Consider the following 15,509-nt stretch of genomic DNA (forward strand, 5'->3'; position numbering starts at 1 on the left):
CGACCGTAGCGCATACTGGAACTGGAGATCAAATAAACCTCGCTCGGCACGCCTGCGTTTTTCTGTCGGTGCCGCGAGTTAGGCTGACCCTCCAGGCCGGGAGTCCGCGCGCGGACTGTGCGCAACAGGGGAGGTTTTTGCTGGTGTCGAACGATTCCTTCGTCCACCTGCATGTGCACACCGAGTACTCGATGCTCGATGGTGCGGCGAAGATCGCTCCGTTGTTCGCGGAGGCGGCGCGTCTGGAGATGCCCGCGGTCGGGATGACCGACCACGGGAACATGTACGGCGCGGACGAGTTCTACCAGCAGTCGCGCAAGGCGGGCCTGAAACCGATCATCGGCATCGAGGCCTACATCGCGCCGGAGTCGCGGTTCCACAAGAAGCCGGTGTTCTGGGGGCAGGCGTCCCAGCGGGGCAGTGACGAGTTCGGTGAGGGTGGCGACGTCTCGGGTGGTGGCGCCTACACCCACATGACGATGTTGGCGGAGAACGCGACGGGGTTGCGGAACCTGTTCAAGCTGTCGTCGCTGGCGAGCACGCAGGGTTACTACCGCAAGCCGCGGATGGACCGCGAGATCATCGCGGAGAACGCGGAGGGCATCATCGCCACCACGGGCTGCCCGTCGGGTGAGGTGCAGACCCGGCTGCGGCTGGGGCAGAAGGCCGAGGCGATCCAGGCGGCGTCGGACTACAAGGACATCTTCGGGGCGGACAACTTCTTCCTGGAGCTGATGGACCACGGCCTGCCGATCGAGCGGTCGGTGCGCGAGGGCCTGCTGGAGATCGGCAAGCTGCTCGGGTTGAAGCCGTTGGCGACCAACGACTCGCACTACGTGACCAAGGATCAGGCGGATTCGCATTCGGCGTTGCTGTGTGTGCAGTCGGGCAAGACGCTGAACGACCCGAACCGGTTCAAGTTCGACGGGAACGGTTATTACCTGAAATCGGCCGCGGAGATGCGGGAGTACTGGGACACCGAGGTGCCCGGGGCCGCGGACTCCACCCTGCTGATCGCGGAGCGGGTCGAATCGTACGAGGACGTCTACACCCACAAGGACCGGATGCCGGTCTTCACGGTGCCGGACGGTCATGACGAGGCGTCCTGGCTGCGTGCCGAGGTCGACCGCGGCCTGGCCTGGCGGTTCCCGGAGGGCGCGCCGGAGGGCTACCGCGAGCGGCTCGACATGGAGCTCGAGGTCATCATCGGCAAGGGCTTCCCGGCCTACTTCCTCGTCGTCGCCGACCTCATCAACTACGCCCGCAAGGTCGGCATCCGCGTCGGCCCCGGCCGTGGTTCCGCGGCGGGTTCGCTGGTCGCCTACGTCCTCGGTATCACGAACCTGGACCCGATCCCGCAGAAGCTGCTGTTCGAGCGGTTCCTCAACCCCGAGCGCGTCTCGATGCCCGACATCGACATCGACTTCGACGACCGCCGCCGCGGCGAGATGATCCGCTACGTCACCGACAAGTACGGCGCGGACAAGGTCGCCCAGGTCATCACCTTCGGCACGATCAAGACGAAGGCGGCGATCAAGGACTCGGCGCGCGTGCACTTCGGCCAGCCGGGGTACGCGATCGCGGACAAGATCTCCAAGGCGCTGCCCCCGCCGATCATGGCCAAGGACATCCCGCTGTCGGGCATCGTGGACCCGCAGCACGAGCGCTACGGCGAGGCGGCCGAGGTCCGCACGCTGGTGGAGACCGACGAAGAGGTCTCGACGATCTTCACCACCGCCCGTGGCCTGGAGGGCCTGATCCGCAACGCGGGTGTGCACGCGTGCGCGGTCATCATGTCCAGCGAGCCGCTGATGGAAGCGATCCCGTTGTGGCAGCGGGACGACGGGTCGATCATCACCGGATGGGACTACCCGTCCTGTGAGGCCATCGGCCTGTTGAAGATGGACTTCCTCGGTCTGCGCAACCTCACCGTCATCGGTGACGCGATCGACAACATCAAGGCCAACCGTGGCGTCGACATCGACCTCGACACCCTCGGCGTGGACGATCCGGAGACCTACAAACTGCTCGCCCGCGGTGACACGCTCGGCGTGTTCCAGCTGGACGGCGGGCCGATGCGTGACCTGCTGCGGCGTATGCAGCCCACGGTGTTCGACGACATCGTCGCGGTCGGCGCGCTCTACCGCCCCGGCCCGATGGGCATGAACGCGCACAACGACTACGCCGACCGGAAGAACAACCGGCAGCAGGTCAAGCCGATCCACCCGGAGCTCGAAGATCCCCTGAAGGAGATCCTGGCCGACACCTACGGCCTGATCGTCTACCAGGAACAGATCATGCACATCGGCCAGAAGGTCGCCGGCTACTCGATGGGCCGGGCCGACGTGCTGCGCCGCGCGATGGGCAAGAAGAAGAAGGAGGTCCTCGACAAGGAGTTCGAGGGCTTCCACGGTGGCATGAAGGAGAACGGGTTCTCCGACGAGGCGATCCAGGCGCTGTGGGACACGATCCTCCCGTTCGCCGGGTACGCGTTCAACAAGAGCCACGCGGCCGCCTACGGTCTGGTGTCGTACTGGACGGCGTACCTCAAGGCGAACTACACCGCGGAGTACATGGCCGCGTTGCTGACGTCGGTCGGTGACAACAAGGACAAGTCGGCGGTGTACCTGTCGGAGTGCCGCCGGCTGGGGATCAAGGTGCTGCCGCCGGACGTGAACGAGTCGGGCCAGCGGTTCGCCGCGGTCGGCAACGACATCCGCTTCGGGATGGGCGCGGTCCGCAACGTGGGCGCGAACGTGGTGGAGTCGATCATCAAGACCCGCCAGGAGAAGGGCAAGTACTCCTCGTTCACCGATTTCCTGGACAAGTCCGAGCTGGTGGCCTGCAACAAGCGGGTCATCGAATCGCTGATCAAGGCGGGCGGTTTCGACTCGCTGGGCAACACCCGTCTGTCGCTGATCCAGGTGCACGAAGACGCGGTGGATGCGGTGGTGCCGCTCAAGCGCCAGGAGGCGATGGGGCAGTTCGACCTGTTCGGCGCGTTCGGCGGGGAGGACGAGGCCGCGGAGGCCGCGCCGTCGTCGTCGCCGCTGGCGCATTTGAAGTTCGGTGAGGAGGAGTGGCCGCGCAAGCAGCTGCTCGCCTACGAGCGGGAGATGCTGGGCCTGTACGTGTCGGCGCACCCGCTGGACGGGGCCGAGCGGATCCTGCGCAAGCACGCGCCGCGCCCGATCGCGGCGATCCTGGACAACCCGCCCAAGGAGGGCGAGCTGATCGTGTCCGGGTTGATCACGTCGCTGGAGCGGCGGGTCAACAAGAAGGGCGAGCCCTGGGCGATTTGTACCGTGGAGGACATGGACGCTTCCCTGGAGGTGTTGTTCTTCCCCAAGTCCTATGCCATGTTCCAGGCTGATTTGATCGAGGACAACGCTGTGCTGGTCAAGGGCAGGGTCAACTGGCGCGAAGACAAGATGTCCGTCTTCGGCGGCGGCCTGGTACCGCTGGATCTCTCCGAAATCGGCAACGGCGAGGACGAGCCGCCGCTGGTGTTGAAGTGCACGGCGGAGCGCCTGGACAAGAGCGTGGTCGGCGAGCTGAAATCGACGCTGCTCGCCCACCGCGGCGACACCCCGGTGCGCCTGAAGCTGGTCGGCACCAAGCGCGAAACGACGTTCGCCCTCTACGACTACCCGGTCAAGGTCAGCTCCATGCTGATGGGTGAACTCAAAGGCATCCCCGGCATCACCGCCGGCACCTAACTCCCACCCGCGCCCGGAACGTGGAACTACGCTCCGGACGCCGAGTCCCCTCACGCATCGCGCTCCGCGCGGCGCGCCTCCCGGCACACACCCGCCACCCGGCAACGAAAGCCCCCGCCTCCCGAACCACATCCCTCCCGCAACGCCGGGGCGCGCCAGCGCCCACGGCCCAGGGCGTAGCGAAGCGAAGCCCGGCGCCCTCAGCCGCGCGCAGCGCAAACACCCGCGTAGCGAGAACCCCCGCGAGCGTGGAACTCGCGCGCGGGAACGCAGAACTCGCGTGCAAGCCGAGCGCAACAAGCCCTCACCGGAGAGCATGAACAAGTGACACGGGCGTGGCGCGGTGGGTCGTGTCGGGTATGGCCTCACCGTCGGCGTCAGGATCACCGACGCGCGTGCCCGGCGAGCACGCGCGTCGAACGATCAACTACTCAGTGCGACAACTACTGCTCCATACGAGTGAGAGTTTTGCGCAGGAGCTGGATCTACGCAGAGCGACCGGGTAAACCTTGTCTTGCCTTCACGGCGCGGTATCAGCTACGGACAGTGGCGATGCGGAGCGGGTTCCGGGGATGGGGACCGTGCTCCGGGCTCTCGAGAACGGACACTCAGGGTCACTCTCGCGCTGGTGTCGTCGGCGTCCGCGGGGGATCGTGCGGCGGCAGGGAGGCACCACGCGGTGGGCCCGGACGAGGGGGAGCCGGGCCCATCCGCCGTATGTGCTGGGATGGGGCGGGCAGCAGCCGAGTGGGAGGGGATGCGGCATGTCCGTGGCGCCGTCGGACCGCCGGTACCGGGTCTGGTACCGGCCGATGCTCTCACGCGACCGTGATGAGCGGCATCGCGTGGCGACGCCGCTGGAGTTGTTGTTCGACCTGTGTTTCGTCGTCGCAGTGGGGCAGGCGGCGTCCGAACTGCACCACCAGCTGGCGGAGAACCACGTCGGCCACGGTGTGCTGAGTTTCCTGCTGGTGTTCTTCGCGATCTGGTGGGGCTGGGTCAACTTCACCTGGTTCGCGTCCGCGTTCGACACCGACGACGGCCCGTACCGCCTGCTCACGCTGGTGCAGATCGGCGGCGCGCTGGTGGTCGCCGCGGGCATCGGCAAGGCGTTCCACGACGATTTCACCGTCATCGTGATCGGCTACGTGCTGATGCGGCTGGCGATGGTCGCGCAGTGGCTGCGTGCCGCGGTCACGGCACCGGAGCACCGGCCGACGGCGCGGCGCTACGCGCTCGGCATCACGGTCGTCCAGGTGTGCTGGATCGCGTGGCTCGCGCTGCCGGAATCGTGGTTCCTGGTGGGTTTCCTCGTGCTCGCGGTGGCCGAGATCGCGGTGCCGGTCTGGGCCGAGGTGCCGACGCCGACGAACTGGCACCGGCACCACATCGCCGAGCGGTACGGGTTGTTCACGCTGATCGTGCTCGGCGAGACGGTGCTCGGCGCCACCACCGCGGTCAAGGAGGCGATCGACTCCGGGCACGACGTGCTGAACCTGGTCTTCGTCGCGGCGGCGGGCCTGGTGCTCGTGTTCGCGATGTGGTGGCTGTACTTCGACCAGCCGGGCCACGAGCGGCTGGCGCAGTTCCGGTACGGGTACGTGTGGGGTTTCGGCCACTACCTGATCTTCACGTCGGCGGCGGCCGTCGGGGTCGGTATCGAGGTGGCGATCGACCACGAGATCCACGCGGGGCATGCACCGGACCTGGTGGCCGCGCTCGCCACGACGCTGCCGGTGGCCGTCTTCCTGCTCTCCGTGTGGCTCCTGCACGTCGGCCCGCGCAACGAATGCCGCCCGATCGCCGTCGGTTTCCCGCTCGCCGCACTGCTGGTACTGGCGTCCTCGTTCACGCCCGTGCCGGTCTACGTGACGGCGCTGCTCGCGGCGGCCCTGGTGGCCACGACCGTGATCGCGGGCCACGGCGAACCGGTCAGCGACTGACCAGCGACGGCAGCACCTCGCCCAGCGGATCGCGCACCACCACCGTGGCCAGGTCGTCGTAGGGCGTCTCGGAGGCGTTGGCGATGATCACCGGCGCTCCGGCGCCCGCCGCGATCTCCACCAGCCCCGCGGCCGGGTGCACGGTCAGGGAACTGCCCAGCGCCAGCATCAGATCGCAGGACACGGCCGCCGCCTGGGCCCGCTCGATCACCACCGGGTCGAGCATCTGCCCGAACGACACGGTGGCCGACTTGAGGATCCCGCCGCAGATCTCGCATTCCGGATCGGACTCACCGGCCCGCACCCGGTCGAGTGTTTCCTGCATGTCGCGCCGGTCGTCGCAGGACAGGCAGAGCGTGTCGGCCATGGTGCCGTGCAGCTCCACCACCCGGTGCTCGCCGGAGCCGGCCTTCTGGTGCAGTCCGTCGATGTTCTGCGTGAGGATCGCTTCGAGCCTGCCCTGCCGCTCCAGTTCGACCAGCGCCAGGTGCGCGGAGTTCGGGTGCGCCCACCACCCGGGGTGGTCCAGCCGCGCCTGCCAGGACAGTTCACGCACCTCGCGGCTGGCCACGTAGTCGTCGATGTGCGACAGCTTCTCCGCGGCCGGGTTCTTCGTCCACACCCCCTGCGGCCCCCGGAAGTCCGGGATGCCCGACTCGGTGGAGATGCCGGCGCCGGTGAGCGCGACGATCCGGGACGCGCCGTCCACGAGCCGTCGCGCGTGATCGAGTTCCGGGGCAGTCATGACACCATCATCGTGCCCCGGAACCGCGATCACCACACCGTCACTTCAGCGCGCTGCCCTGCTGCCACTTGTCCCAGGACAGCGCCCAGTCGCCGTAGAGGTCCCACACCGGCAGCTGCTGGCCGCCCGAGTTGGTCACCTCGACGACGTCGCCGAGACCCATGTTCTTGAAGAACCACTCGGCGTTGGCCGCGTTGAGGTTGATGCAGCCGTGCGACACGTTCGAACTGCCCTGCGCGCCGACGCTGTTCGGGTTCTCGTGCACGAACTCGCCGTCGTTGGAGATGCGCGCCGACCACTTCTCCTCGGAGCGGTACCAGTTCGGATCGCCCTGGCAGACACCGTAGGTGCAGGAGTCCATGGTGTAGTTCTCGTCCTTGAACGAGATGACGTGCGGGCCGAGGTGCGTCGGTGTGGAGTCCTTGCCCATCGAGATCGGCATGGTCTTCACCACCGAGCCGTTGTGGTAGATGTCCATCTGCTCGGTGTTGCCGTCGGCCTTGGCGATCCAGGAATCGTGCACGTGGTAGGTCTCCGTGCGGTCTTCCGCGCCGTAGACGCCGTTGCCGAAATCGACGCCGTAGATCTTCGCGGAAACGGTCAGCGTGGTGCCCGGCTGCCAGTACTCCTTGGGCCGGTAATGCACGTTCTTGTCGTCGATCCAGTACCAGCTGCCCTGCTGCGGCGGATTCGACGTCACCGACAGCTGCTTTTCCACGTCCGCCTTGTTCTTCACCGCGTAGGTGAACTGGAAGACGATCGGCTGGCCGACTCCGACACCGGTCTGGGCGACCGCGGACGGCGCCGGGATCATGTTCGGGTTGGCCTGCTTGGACGGCGAGAGCGTGGTGACCTCGCCCTGCTGGTCGACGGTCTTGCCGCCGCTGTCGGCGCCGTGCGCGTCGACCGAGTAGGTGCTGCCGTAGCCCAGCGGCTCCGACGAGGTCCAGGTGGTCCTGTCGGCCGAGAAGTCGCCCTTGACCGTGGTGTGCTTGGCGGTGTTCTGCACCGTCACGTCGGTCAGGGTGCCGTTGCTCGCCTTGACGACGATCGGCGTGGCGGGGCTGATGTTCCGGGCGTTCGCGGGATCGATCGAGACGGTCACGGCGGGTGCCTGGCTGGAACCCGCCGCGCGCGCCGTGTCGCTGTTGTTCGAATTGCCCGAATCGCCGGAACTGCACGCCGGGAGAAAGAGTGCCACGGCGAGCAGTCCGGCCGCGATCGGCGCTCTGCGGGACGAACGGAAAGTCTTTTTGACTGTCATGTGGTCTCTTTGTCGGAAATCGTCTGGGCGAGGGGGAAGGATCAAAACTACCGCGCCCGGATAGACGTGGTGCCACCCGGTTTGTTGTCCGGAAGTGGTCGGCGTCACCACTGTTTTCCCCGCGTCACACGACCTTCACGCCGGGGCCGCCGTACAGGCCGGGCCCGTCGACCGCCAGCGTGGCGAGGTAGGTCCGCGCCGCCTCGTAGGAGGAGTTCGTCAGCTCTTCCGTGCGGCTGAAGTCCAGCGGGCTCAGGCGGACCGGGCGCGGTCCGGGCAGGTAGACCACCGGGACCTCGGCGGCCGCGAACGGGGCCTCCAGCACGGCCTGGTTCCGCATGCTCACCATCGCCGTGTACATCAGCACCTCGGCGAACGTGCGCGGTGGCGACGGGATCTGGCCGGGGAACGCGCAGTCCAGCACCACCAGCGAGTTCGCGCCGAGCGCGAGCGCCTGCCGCATCGGCACGTTCGCGACCAGCCCGCCGTCGTAGAGCAGGTGACCCTCGTGCTCGATCGGTGGGTAGATCCCCGGGATCGCCGCGCTGGCCAGCAGCGGCGGTCGCAGGTCGCCGGAGGTGAACAGGCGTGCTTCGGCCGTGTCGACGTCGGTCGCGACGACACCCAGCGGCAGCGCGAGGTCTTCGAACTTCGTGCCGGGACCGAGGTGCTCGTCGACGATCGCGGCCAGGCCGGAATTGGGGAACAGGTGGGTCTTGGCGTGCCGCAGCGTGCGGACCTGGCTGAGCACGCCGCCCGGGAAGGCCTCGTGCCGGGTCAGGTGCGTCCACGTCTTGCGCAGCCGCTCGCCGGCGTCGTCCGGGTCGAGCGCGAGCACGGCGCCGTTGAGCGAACCCACGGACGTGCCCGTCACGACGCCGGGCCGGATCCCGGCCTCGCCGAGCGCGCGCAGCATGCCGACCTGCATCGCGCCGAGACTGCCGCCCCCGCCGAGCACGAACCCGACCGGCTCCGGAAGGTCCACCCCGCCCATCGGACCACCTCCACTCGCATGGTGCTCCGCGCCGCGGGGCGCCGCCATCGGAAACACCGGTGGCATTCACCACCCCGGACGAGGGGGTTCCCTTCGCGCTACCGGTGAGTAACACTGGTCACAATGACTTGACGTCGCACCGTGGAGGTGTTCGGTGGTTGATCAGCCGAAGGTGACGGAGAAGGAAGCACGAGCGGTCGCCGAGGAGGCCAGGGAGAGCGGCTGGCGCAAGCCGTCGTTCGCCAAGGAGCTCTACCTCGGCCGCTTCTCCCTCGACCTCATCCACCCCCACCCGCGAGCCGAACCGGCGGCAGACGCGAAGGCCGAGCAGTTCCTCACCCGCCTGCGCGAGTACGCCGAAACGCTCGACGGCACCGTCATCGAGCGTGAGGCACGCATCCCCGACGAGTACGTCAAGGGACTGACCGAGCTGGGCTGCTTCGGGATCAAAATCCCCGTCGAGTACGGCGGGCTCGGGCTGACGCAGGTGGCCTACAACCGCGCGCTGGCGCTGCTCGGCTCGGTGCACCCGACGCTCGGCGTGCTGCTGTCCGCGCACCAGTCGATCGGCGTGCCCGAACCGCTCAAACTGGCCGGCACGCCCGAGCAGAAGGCGAAGTTCCTGCCGCGCTGCGCGAAGGGCGCGGTCACCGCGTTCCTGCTCACCGAGCCCGACGTCGGCTCCGACCCGGCGCGCCTGGCGACCACGGCGACACCCACCGAGGACGGCTACCTGCTCGACGGCGTGAAGCTGTGGACCACCAACGGTGTCGTGGCCGAACTGGTCGTGGTGATGGCCCGGGTGCCGGGCGGCGAGGGGCGCCGCGGCGGGATCACCGCCTTCATCGTCGAGATGGATTCACCCGGCATCACCGTCGAACGCCGCAACTCGTTCATGGGGCTGCGCGGGATCGAGAACGGGGTCACCCGGTTCCACCAGGTCAAGGTGCCCGCCGACGCGGTCGTCGGCGGTGAGGGCAAGGGTCTCAAGATCGCGCTCGCGACGCTGAACACCGGGCGGCTGTCCATCCCGTCGATGTGCGCGGGCGCGGGCAAGTGGTGCCTCAAGATCGCGCGCGAGTGGTCCGCGGCGCGGGTGCAGTGGGGCAAGCCGATCGCCGGGCACGAGGCCGTGGCGAACAAGATGTCGTTCATCGCCGCGACGACGTACGCCCTGGAGAGCGTGCAGGAGCTGTCCGGGCACATGAGCGACGAGGGCCGCAACGACATCCGCATCGAGGCCGCGCTCGCGAAGCTGTGGGCCAGCGAAATGTCCTGCCGGATCGCCGACGAGCTGATGCAGATCCGCGGCGGCCGCGGCTACGAGACCGCCCAGTCGCTGGCGGCGCGCGGCGAGCGGGCGGTCGGCGTCGAACAACTGGTGCGGGACCTGCGGATCAACCGCATCTTCGAAGGCTCGACCGAAATCATGCACCTGCTCATCGCGCGCGAGGCGGTCGACGCGCACCTGGCCGCCGCCGGGGCGCTCGCGGACCTGGAGGCGGACCTGCCCGCCAAGGCGAAAGCGGCCGCGAAGGCCAGCGGGTTCTACGCGAAGTGGCTCCCGCAGCTGGTGACCGGGCGCGGCCAGGTGCCGACGTCGTTCGGCGAGTTCGGGGCGCTCGCCCCGCATCTGCGCTACGTCGAGCGCACGGCCCGCAAGCTGGCGCGGTCGACGTTCTACGGCATGGCGCGGTGGCAGGCCGGGCTGGAGCGGCGGCAGGGGTTCCTGGGCCGGATCGTCGACATCGGCGCCGAGCTGTTCGCGATGTCCGCCGCGTGCGTGCGCGCGGAGATGCAGCGCGAGGACGACCCGTACGAGGGTGCGGCCGCCTACGAGCTGGCCGACGTGTTCTGCCGCCAGGCGCGGGTGCGGATCGAGATGCTGTTCGACGGCCTGTGGCGCAACACCGACGACGCCGACCGCCGGATCACCGGCCGCATCATGGACGGTGCCTACACCTGGCTGGAGGAGGGCGTCCTGGACCCGAGCGAGGGCACCGGGCCGTGGATCGCGGACTGGCGGGCGGGCGCGTCCACGGAGGACGACGTCGCACGGCGGTACGCGACGGGCTGAGCCGTGGTACCACTGGGCGGTGACCTTCGTGGAGCTGAGCACGGACACTGTGGACGGTGCGATCGCGGCGGACCGGCTCGGCGCGGACCGCGTCGAGCTGTGCGCCGCGGGAGCGCTGGGCGGGTTGACTCCGGGGCCTGGCCTGCTCGCCGCGACCCTGGCGCGCTGCACGCGCGCCGGGGTGCACGTGCTGATCCGCCCGCGGGACGGCGGTTTCCGCTACGCGCCTGCCGAAGTGGACGCCATGCTCGCCGACGTCCGGCACGCCGTCGCGGCCGGGGCGGCGGGTGTGGTGGCCGGGGCGCTCACCGGTGCGGGCACGGTGGACCGGGTCGTGGTGGGCGAGCTGGTGGCGGCGGCTTCCGGACGTGAGGTGACCTTCCACCGCGCGATCGACGTGTGCGCGGACCCGCTGGAGGCGGTGGAGGAGCTGGCCTCGCTGGGCGTGCGGCGGGTGCTGACTTCCGGCCGGGCGCCCACGGCGCTGGAAGGCGCCCCGGTGCTCTCGCGGCTGCGGGAGGCGGCCGGTGACCGCCTGACGATCATGGCGTGCGGCGGGATCCGGCCGCACAACGTGCGGGAGGTGCTGGAGGCGACGGGCGTGCGGGACGTGCACGCGGCGCCCCGCCGCCCGGCCGAGCGGGTCGCCGCCGGCCCGGTGGACTTCGGCGGGCACGCGACCCTGGACGTGGAGGCGGCCAAGGAGCTGATCGCCGCCACCCGCTGACCGCGCGAGTCCCACGTTCCCGAGCGCGAGTTCCCCGTTCCGGCTCGGGCTACTCGGCGTTGCTCGCCTCGGAGGGTTCCTGCGCAACCTCGGCGGTCTTGCCCATGGTCTTCTTGCGCTTCCACCGCAGCAGGAAGAACAGCCCCACCGCGACCAGCACCCCGATCACGATCAGGCCGCCGGTGTTGAGGATCCCCTCGATGCGCTTGGCCGCCTCACCGAGTGCGGCGCCCAGGCTGATGTGCAGCAGCGACCAGCTGATCGCCCCGGCCGCCGCCGCGGGCAGGAACTTCCGGAACTCCAGACCGGACGTCCCGGCCGCCGCGGGAGTCAGTGTCCGGATCACCGGCAGGAACCGGGCGAAGAACACCGCCCACGCGCCACGCCGGTGCAGCACGTCGGTCGCCTTGTCCCACGCTTCCGTGCCGTACTTCTGGATCAGCTTGGTCTCGCGCAGCCGTGGCCCGAACCTTCGCCCGATCGCGTAGCCCAGCGAGTCGCCGAGCGTGGCGCACACCGCCACCACCGCCCACAGGATCAGGAACCGCGGCGCGGTGTTCGCGGTGGTGGCGGCCACCAGCAGACCCGACTCGCCGGGCGCGATGAACCCCAGCCCGATGGTGCACTCGGCGAACACGAGCGCGCCGGTCGCGCCGACCAGTGCCGGCTGCGGCAGTGCTTGCAGCCACTCCAGGATGTCGGTTACCAGCGCCACGTGCGAATCCCCTTGTCCGTTATGCCCCTGCTGACCCCTTCAAACTACCGTGCACGGTATCGGGCCCGCGGTGCACTTTCGTCAGGGGAATTCCCCGACTTTCAGCGCGTCAGCAGGCTGCTCGCCTCCTGCGCGGCGGGCCCGGCCTCGGCCAGGTGCGACAGGTTCTCCGGCAGCGCCTCGCCGCGGTGCCGCTTCGTCTGCGCGTACAGGCGGCCGGCGCGGTAGGACGAACGGACCAGCGGCCCGGCCATCACCCCGGCGAAACCGAGGGCCTCGGCGGCCTTCGAGTGCTCGACGAACTCCTCCGGCTTGACCCACCGGTCCACCGGGTGGTGGCGCACCGACGGGCGCAGGTACTGGGTGATCGTGAGGATCTCGCAGCCCGCGTCCACCAGGTCGCGCATCGCGGGCTCGACCTCCTCGGGGGTTTCCCCCATGCCGAGGATCAGGTTCGACTTGGTGACCAGCCCGGCCTCGCGGGCACGGGTGATGACCTCCAGCGACCGCGCGTAGCGGAAGCCGGGGCGGATGCGCTTGAAGATCCGCGGCACGGTCTCCACGTTGTGCGCGAGCACCTCGGGCGCGGAGCCGAACACCTCGGCCAGCTGGGCGGGGTCGGCGTTGAAGTCCGGGATCAGCAGCTCGACGCCGGTGCCCGGGTTCATCGCGTGGATCTGGCGGACGGTCTCGGCGTACAGCCAGGCGCCGCCGTCTTCGAGGTCGTCACGGGCGACGCCGGTGACGGTCGAGTAACGCAGGCCCATCGCCTGGACACTCTCCGCGACGCGGCGCGGTTCCGCACGGTCCAGGTCGGCGGGCTTGCCGGTGTCGATCTGGCAGAAGTCGCAGCGGCGGGTGCACTGGTCACCGCCGATGAGGAACGTCGCCTCGCGGTCCTCCCAGCATTCGTAGATGTTGGGGCAGCCCGCCTCTTCGCAGACCGTGTGCAGGCCCTCCCGGCGCACCAGGCCCTTGAGTTCCGTGAACTCCGGCCCCATCTTCGCGCGGGTCTTGATCCAGGACGGCTTCTTCTCGATCGGGGTTTCACTGTTGCGGACCTCGAGCCGCAGCAGCTTCCGACCTTCAGGCACAACAGTCACGCGCCCCACACTACGCCCCCGAAAAGGGCAAACGACCTACGCGGGGTCGGGGGTCACACCGGTCATCTTGGCCGCCAGCTCCCACAGCTTCCGGCCCGTTTCGCGGTCCAGCGCCGGGCGCAGTGGCGGCACCACGGTGGGGTTGCCGCGCACCCCGGCGAAGTGGCGCGGCCCGATGTAGTCGCCGCCGTTCACGCCGGATGCGGTGGCCGCGACCAGCGACGGCAGCGCACCTGTCCGGACGCCCTGCGCGATGAGCAGATCGCCGAGGAAGGTCACGCCGCCGACGATGCCGCGCACGACGGCGTTGCGCTGGTTGCGGGCCATGGTCGGGTTCAGGTTCGTGGACGTGTAGCCGGGGTGGGCGGCCACGCTGATCACGTCCGCACCGGCCGCCCGCAGACGCCGGTCCAGTTCGAGCGCGAAGATCTGGTTGGCGATCTTCGACTGACCGTACGCGACCGCCGGGTTGTAGCGGCGGTGCTCGAAGTTCGGGTCGTCGAAGTCGACGCGGGCGCCGATGGCGGCGAGGCTGGACAGCGTCACGACGCGGGCGTCCGTGCCGCGGCGCAGCGCGGGCATCAGCAGCCAGGTCAGCGCCGCGTGGCCGAGGAAGTTCGTGCCGAACTGCAACTCGAAGCCGTCCGCCGTGCGGGACTCCGGGGCGGCCATCAGGCCGGCGTTGTTGATCAGGACGTCGAGCGTGCCGCCGGTGACCGCCTCGGCGCGTGCCACCGCCGCGCGCACGGAGGTGAGGTCGGCGAGGTCCAGTGAAATCAGCTCGGGGGCGGTGGCCGCCCGCGCGGACACGGTGCGCAGCGCCTGCTCGCCACGTTCGGGATCGCGGCACGCGATGAGCACACGCGCGCCCCGGCCCGCGAGCACGAGCGCGGTTTGCAGACCGAGGCCGGAGTTCGCGCCGGTGACCAGCACCGTGCGGCCCGTCTGATCGGGAATGTCGGCCTCGGTCCAGTTTTTCATGTTCGCGATATTAGGGAGGGTCAGGCGCTCGGGGCCAGCATCCGCAGCAGACGGTTGATCGGCCGTTCCGGACGCAGGCGCGGCCCGTCCGTCAACAGCGCCTCGAACGCGGCGCCGACCTTGGTGATCTCCCCGGACGGCTCGCCGGGCTCGGCCAGCCCCGCCGAGACGGCGAGCATCGCCTGCTCGGCGCGGTGCGCGGCCCTCAGCGCCGGGTACTCGTCCCGGTGCGCGGAGACCACCTCGTAGAGGACGCGGTTGCGCCGGACGGCAGCGGTGAAGGCCCGCTTGACGGCGTCGACGTGGTCGTCACCCTCGGCCTCGGCCCGCAGATGCCCGCTCAGCGTCCGGGTCCAGTTGTAGTGCAGGGCGAGCACGACGTTCTCACGCGTTCCGAAGACTTCCGCGGCTCCGGCGATGCTCTCGAAGGGCAGCGGTCCCCGCGGATCGCGGGCCGCCGCGGTCAGGACGGCGTCCAGGATGTCGCGCCGTCGGTAGAAGTCGTTCCAGCTCATGGGTCCTCCCCACTTGTGACCCTGGCCATACTCCGAGTTTGCAGCATACCGTCGGTATGGCGCCGACACGACGAACATACCACGGGTATGGAAAGGTGAACCGGCGTACGCTTGTGAGCGTGGTGACAATGCGGTCCAGGCGTCTCGACTATTCGGAATCCACCCGGTCGGCCCTGGTGAACAGTGCGGTGGACCTGTTCACCAAACGGGGCTACGCGAGCACTTCGCTGGACGAGATCGCCAAGCGCGCGCGGGTCACCAAGGGTGCGCTCTATCACCATTTCACTGGAAAACAGGCGTTGTTCGAGGCGGCCTTCGAGAAGGTCGAGAGCCAGGTCTTCGGGCGCCTGGAAGAGATCATGGGCGGCAGCGGCACGCCGTGGGACCGCGCGCTGGCCGGGCTGCGCGAGTTCATCTCCAGCTGCCTCGACCCGGCCTACCAGCGGATCGCGATCCACGAGGCGCCGGTGGTGATGGGCTGGGAGCGCTGGCGCGAGGCCGAGGACAGGGCGAGCTTCGGGCTGATCCGCCTCAGCCTGGAGGACCTCATCGAGGCGGGCGAGCTGGACGAGGTGCCGGTCGAGATCACCGCGCGGCTGCTGTTCGGGGCCCTGCACAGCGCGGCCACCGAGATCGCCGGCTCACCGGACCCGAAGAAGGTCGGCTCGCAGATCGAAGCGGTGATCGTGCAGCTCCTGCACCGGGTTCGGCGCACGCCATAGCTAG

12 protein-coding genes are annotated in these 15,509 nt (G+C 69.2%); 5 read left to right on the forward strand and 7 right to left on the reverse strand.

Annotated features, from left to right (window positions below):
- Window positions 1-143 precede the first annotated feature (143 nt).
- Window positions 144-3,719, forward strand: a complete 3,576-nt coding sequence (gene dnaE, locus HNR02_RS17880; RefSeq protein WP_179774281.1) for a DNA polymerase III subunit alpha — start codon at window positions 144-146, stop codon at window positions 3,717-3,719.
- 764 nt (window positions 3,720-4,483) lie between these two features.
- A complete protein-coding gene (locus HNR02_RS17885; RefSeq protein WP_179774282.1) occupies window positions 4,484-5,662 on the forward strand; it encodes a low temperature requirement protein A in 1,179 nt (392 codons plus the stop codon).
- Here the strand turns inward: HNR02_RS17885 and HNR02_RS17890 are convergent.
- From HNR02_RS17890 to HNR02_RS17900, 3 genes are all read right to left on the reverse strand, one after another.
- Window positions 5,652-6,407: an SIR2 family NAD-dependent protein deacylase gene (locus HNR02_RS17890; RefSeq protein WP_179774283.1), complete on the reverse strand. Its 756-nt coding sequence runs from the start codon at window positions 6,405-6,407 to the stop codon at window positions 5,652-5,654. The genes HNR02_RS17885 and HNR02_RS17890 overlap by 11 nt on opposite strands.
- 40 nt (window positions 6,408-6,447) lie before the next feature.
- Window positions 6,448-7,671: a L,D-transpeptidase gene (locus tag HNR02_RS17895; RefSeq protein WP_179774284.1), complete on the reverse strand. Its 1,224-nt coding sequence runs from the start codon at window positions 7,669-7,671 to the stop codon at window positions 6,448-6,450.
- Between the two features lie 124 nt (window positions 7,672-7,795).
- Complete coding sequence (locus HNR02_RS17900) at window positions 7,796-8,665, reverse strand: patatin-like phospholipase family protein (RefSeq protein WP_179774285.1); 870 nt, start codon at window positions 8,663-8,665, stop codon at window positions 7,796-7,798.
- Window positions 8,666-8,819: 154 nt separating this feature from the next.
- Between HNR02_RS17900 and HNR02_RS17905 the strand changes: the two genes are divergently transcribed.
- Window positions 8,820-10,742: an acyl-CoA dehydrogenase family protein gene (locus HNR02_RS17905; protein WP_179774286.1), complete on the forward strand. Its 1,923-nt coding sequence runs from the start codon at window positions 8,820-8,822 to the stop codon at window positions 10,740-10,742.
- Between the two features lie 19 nt (window positions 10,743-10,761).
- On the forward strand, window positions 10,762-11,469 hold the full coding sequence (locus HNR02_RS17910; protein WP_179774287.1) for a copper homeostasis protein CutC: 708 nt from the start codon (window positions 10,762-10,764) through the stop codon (window positions 11,467-11,469).
- Between the two features lie 49 nt (window positions 11,470-11,518).
- Here HNR02_RS17910 and HNR02_RS17915 read toward each other — a convergent pair whose 3' ends face one another.
- The 4 genes from HNR02_RS17915 to HNR02_RS17930 form a co-directional block, all read right to left on the reverse strand.
- The gene (locus tag HNR02_RS17915; protein ID WP_179774288.1) at window positions 11,519-12,184 is read right to left on the reverse strand and encodes a DedA family protein; all 666 of its coding nucleotides are present in this window, start codon (window positions 12,182-12,184) and stop codon (window positions 11,519-11,521) included.
- 101 nt (window positions 12,185-12,285) lie between these two features.
- A complete protein-coding gene (gene lipA, locus HNR02_RS17920; protein ID WP_179774289.1) occupies window positions 12,286-13,287 on the reverse strand; it encodes a lipoyl synthase in 1,002 nt (333 codons plus the stop codon).
- 36 nt (window positions 13,288-13,323) lie between these two features.
- Window positions 13,324-14,268, reverse strand: coding sequence for an oxidoreductase (locus HNR02_RS17925; protein ID WP_179774290.1), 945 nt, complete (start codon window positions 14,266-14,268; stop codon window positions 13,324-13,326).
- 20 nt (window positions 14,269-14,288) lie between these two features.
- The gene (locus tag HNR02_RS17930; RefSeq protein WP_179774291.1) at window positions 14,289-14,783 is read right to left on the reverse strand and encodes a TetR/AcrR family transcriptional regulator; all 495 of its coding nucleotides are present in this window, start codon (window positions 14,781-14,783) and stop codon (window positions 14,289-14,291) included.
- Window positions 14,784-14,911: 128 nt separating this feature from the next.
- Here HNR02_RS17930 and HNR02_RS17935 point away from each other — a divergent pair, with 128 nt between their 5' ends.
- The gene (locus HNR02_RS17935; RefSeq protein WP_179774292.1) at window positions 14,912-15,505 is read left to right on the forward strand and encodes a TetR/AcrR family transcriptional regulator; all 594 of its coding nucleotides are present in this window, start codon (window positions 14,912-14,914) and stop codon (window positions 15,503-15,505) included.
- Window positions 15,506-15,509: the final 4 nt, after the last annotated feature.

This window comes from Amycolatopsis endophytica, from assembly GCF_013410405.1.
GTDB lineage: Bacteria > Actinomycetota > Actinomycetes > Mycobacteriales > Pseudonocardiaceae > Amycolatopsis_E > Amycolatopsis_E endophytica.

Bases quoted from the DNA above. Each gene is read 5' to 3' on its own strand.
- HNR02_RS17895 (WP_179774284.1), bottom strand. From the start codon at position 7,671: ATGACAGTCAAAAAGACTTTCCGTTCGTCCCGCAGAGCGCCGATCGCG.
- HNR02_RS17900 (WP_179774285.1), bottom strand. From the start codon at position 8,665: ATGGGCGGGGTGGACCTTCCGGAGCCGGTCGGGTTCGTGCTCGGCGGG.
- HNR02_RS17930 (WP_179774291.1), bottom strand. From the start codon at position 14,783: ATGAGCTGGAACGACTTCTACCGACGGCGCGACATCCTGGACGCCGTC.
- HNR02_RS17935 (WP_179774292.1), top strand. From the start codon at position 14,912: ATGCGGTCCAGGCGTCTCGACTATTCGGAATCCACCCGGTCGGCCCTG.
- HNR02_RS17925 (WP_179774290.1), bottom strand. From the start codon at position 14,268: ATGAAAAACTGGACCGAGGCCGACATTCCCGATCAGACGGGCCGCACG.
- HNR02_RS17885 (WP_179774282.1), top strand. From the start codon at position 4,484: ATGTCCGTGGCGCCGTCGGACCGCCGGTACCGGGTCTGGTACCGGCCG.
- HNR02_RS17890 (WP_179774283.1), bottom strand. From the start codon at position 6,407: ATGACTGCCCCGGAACTCGATCACGCGCGACGGCTCGTGGACGGCGCG.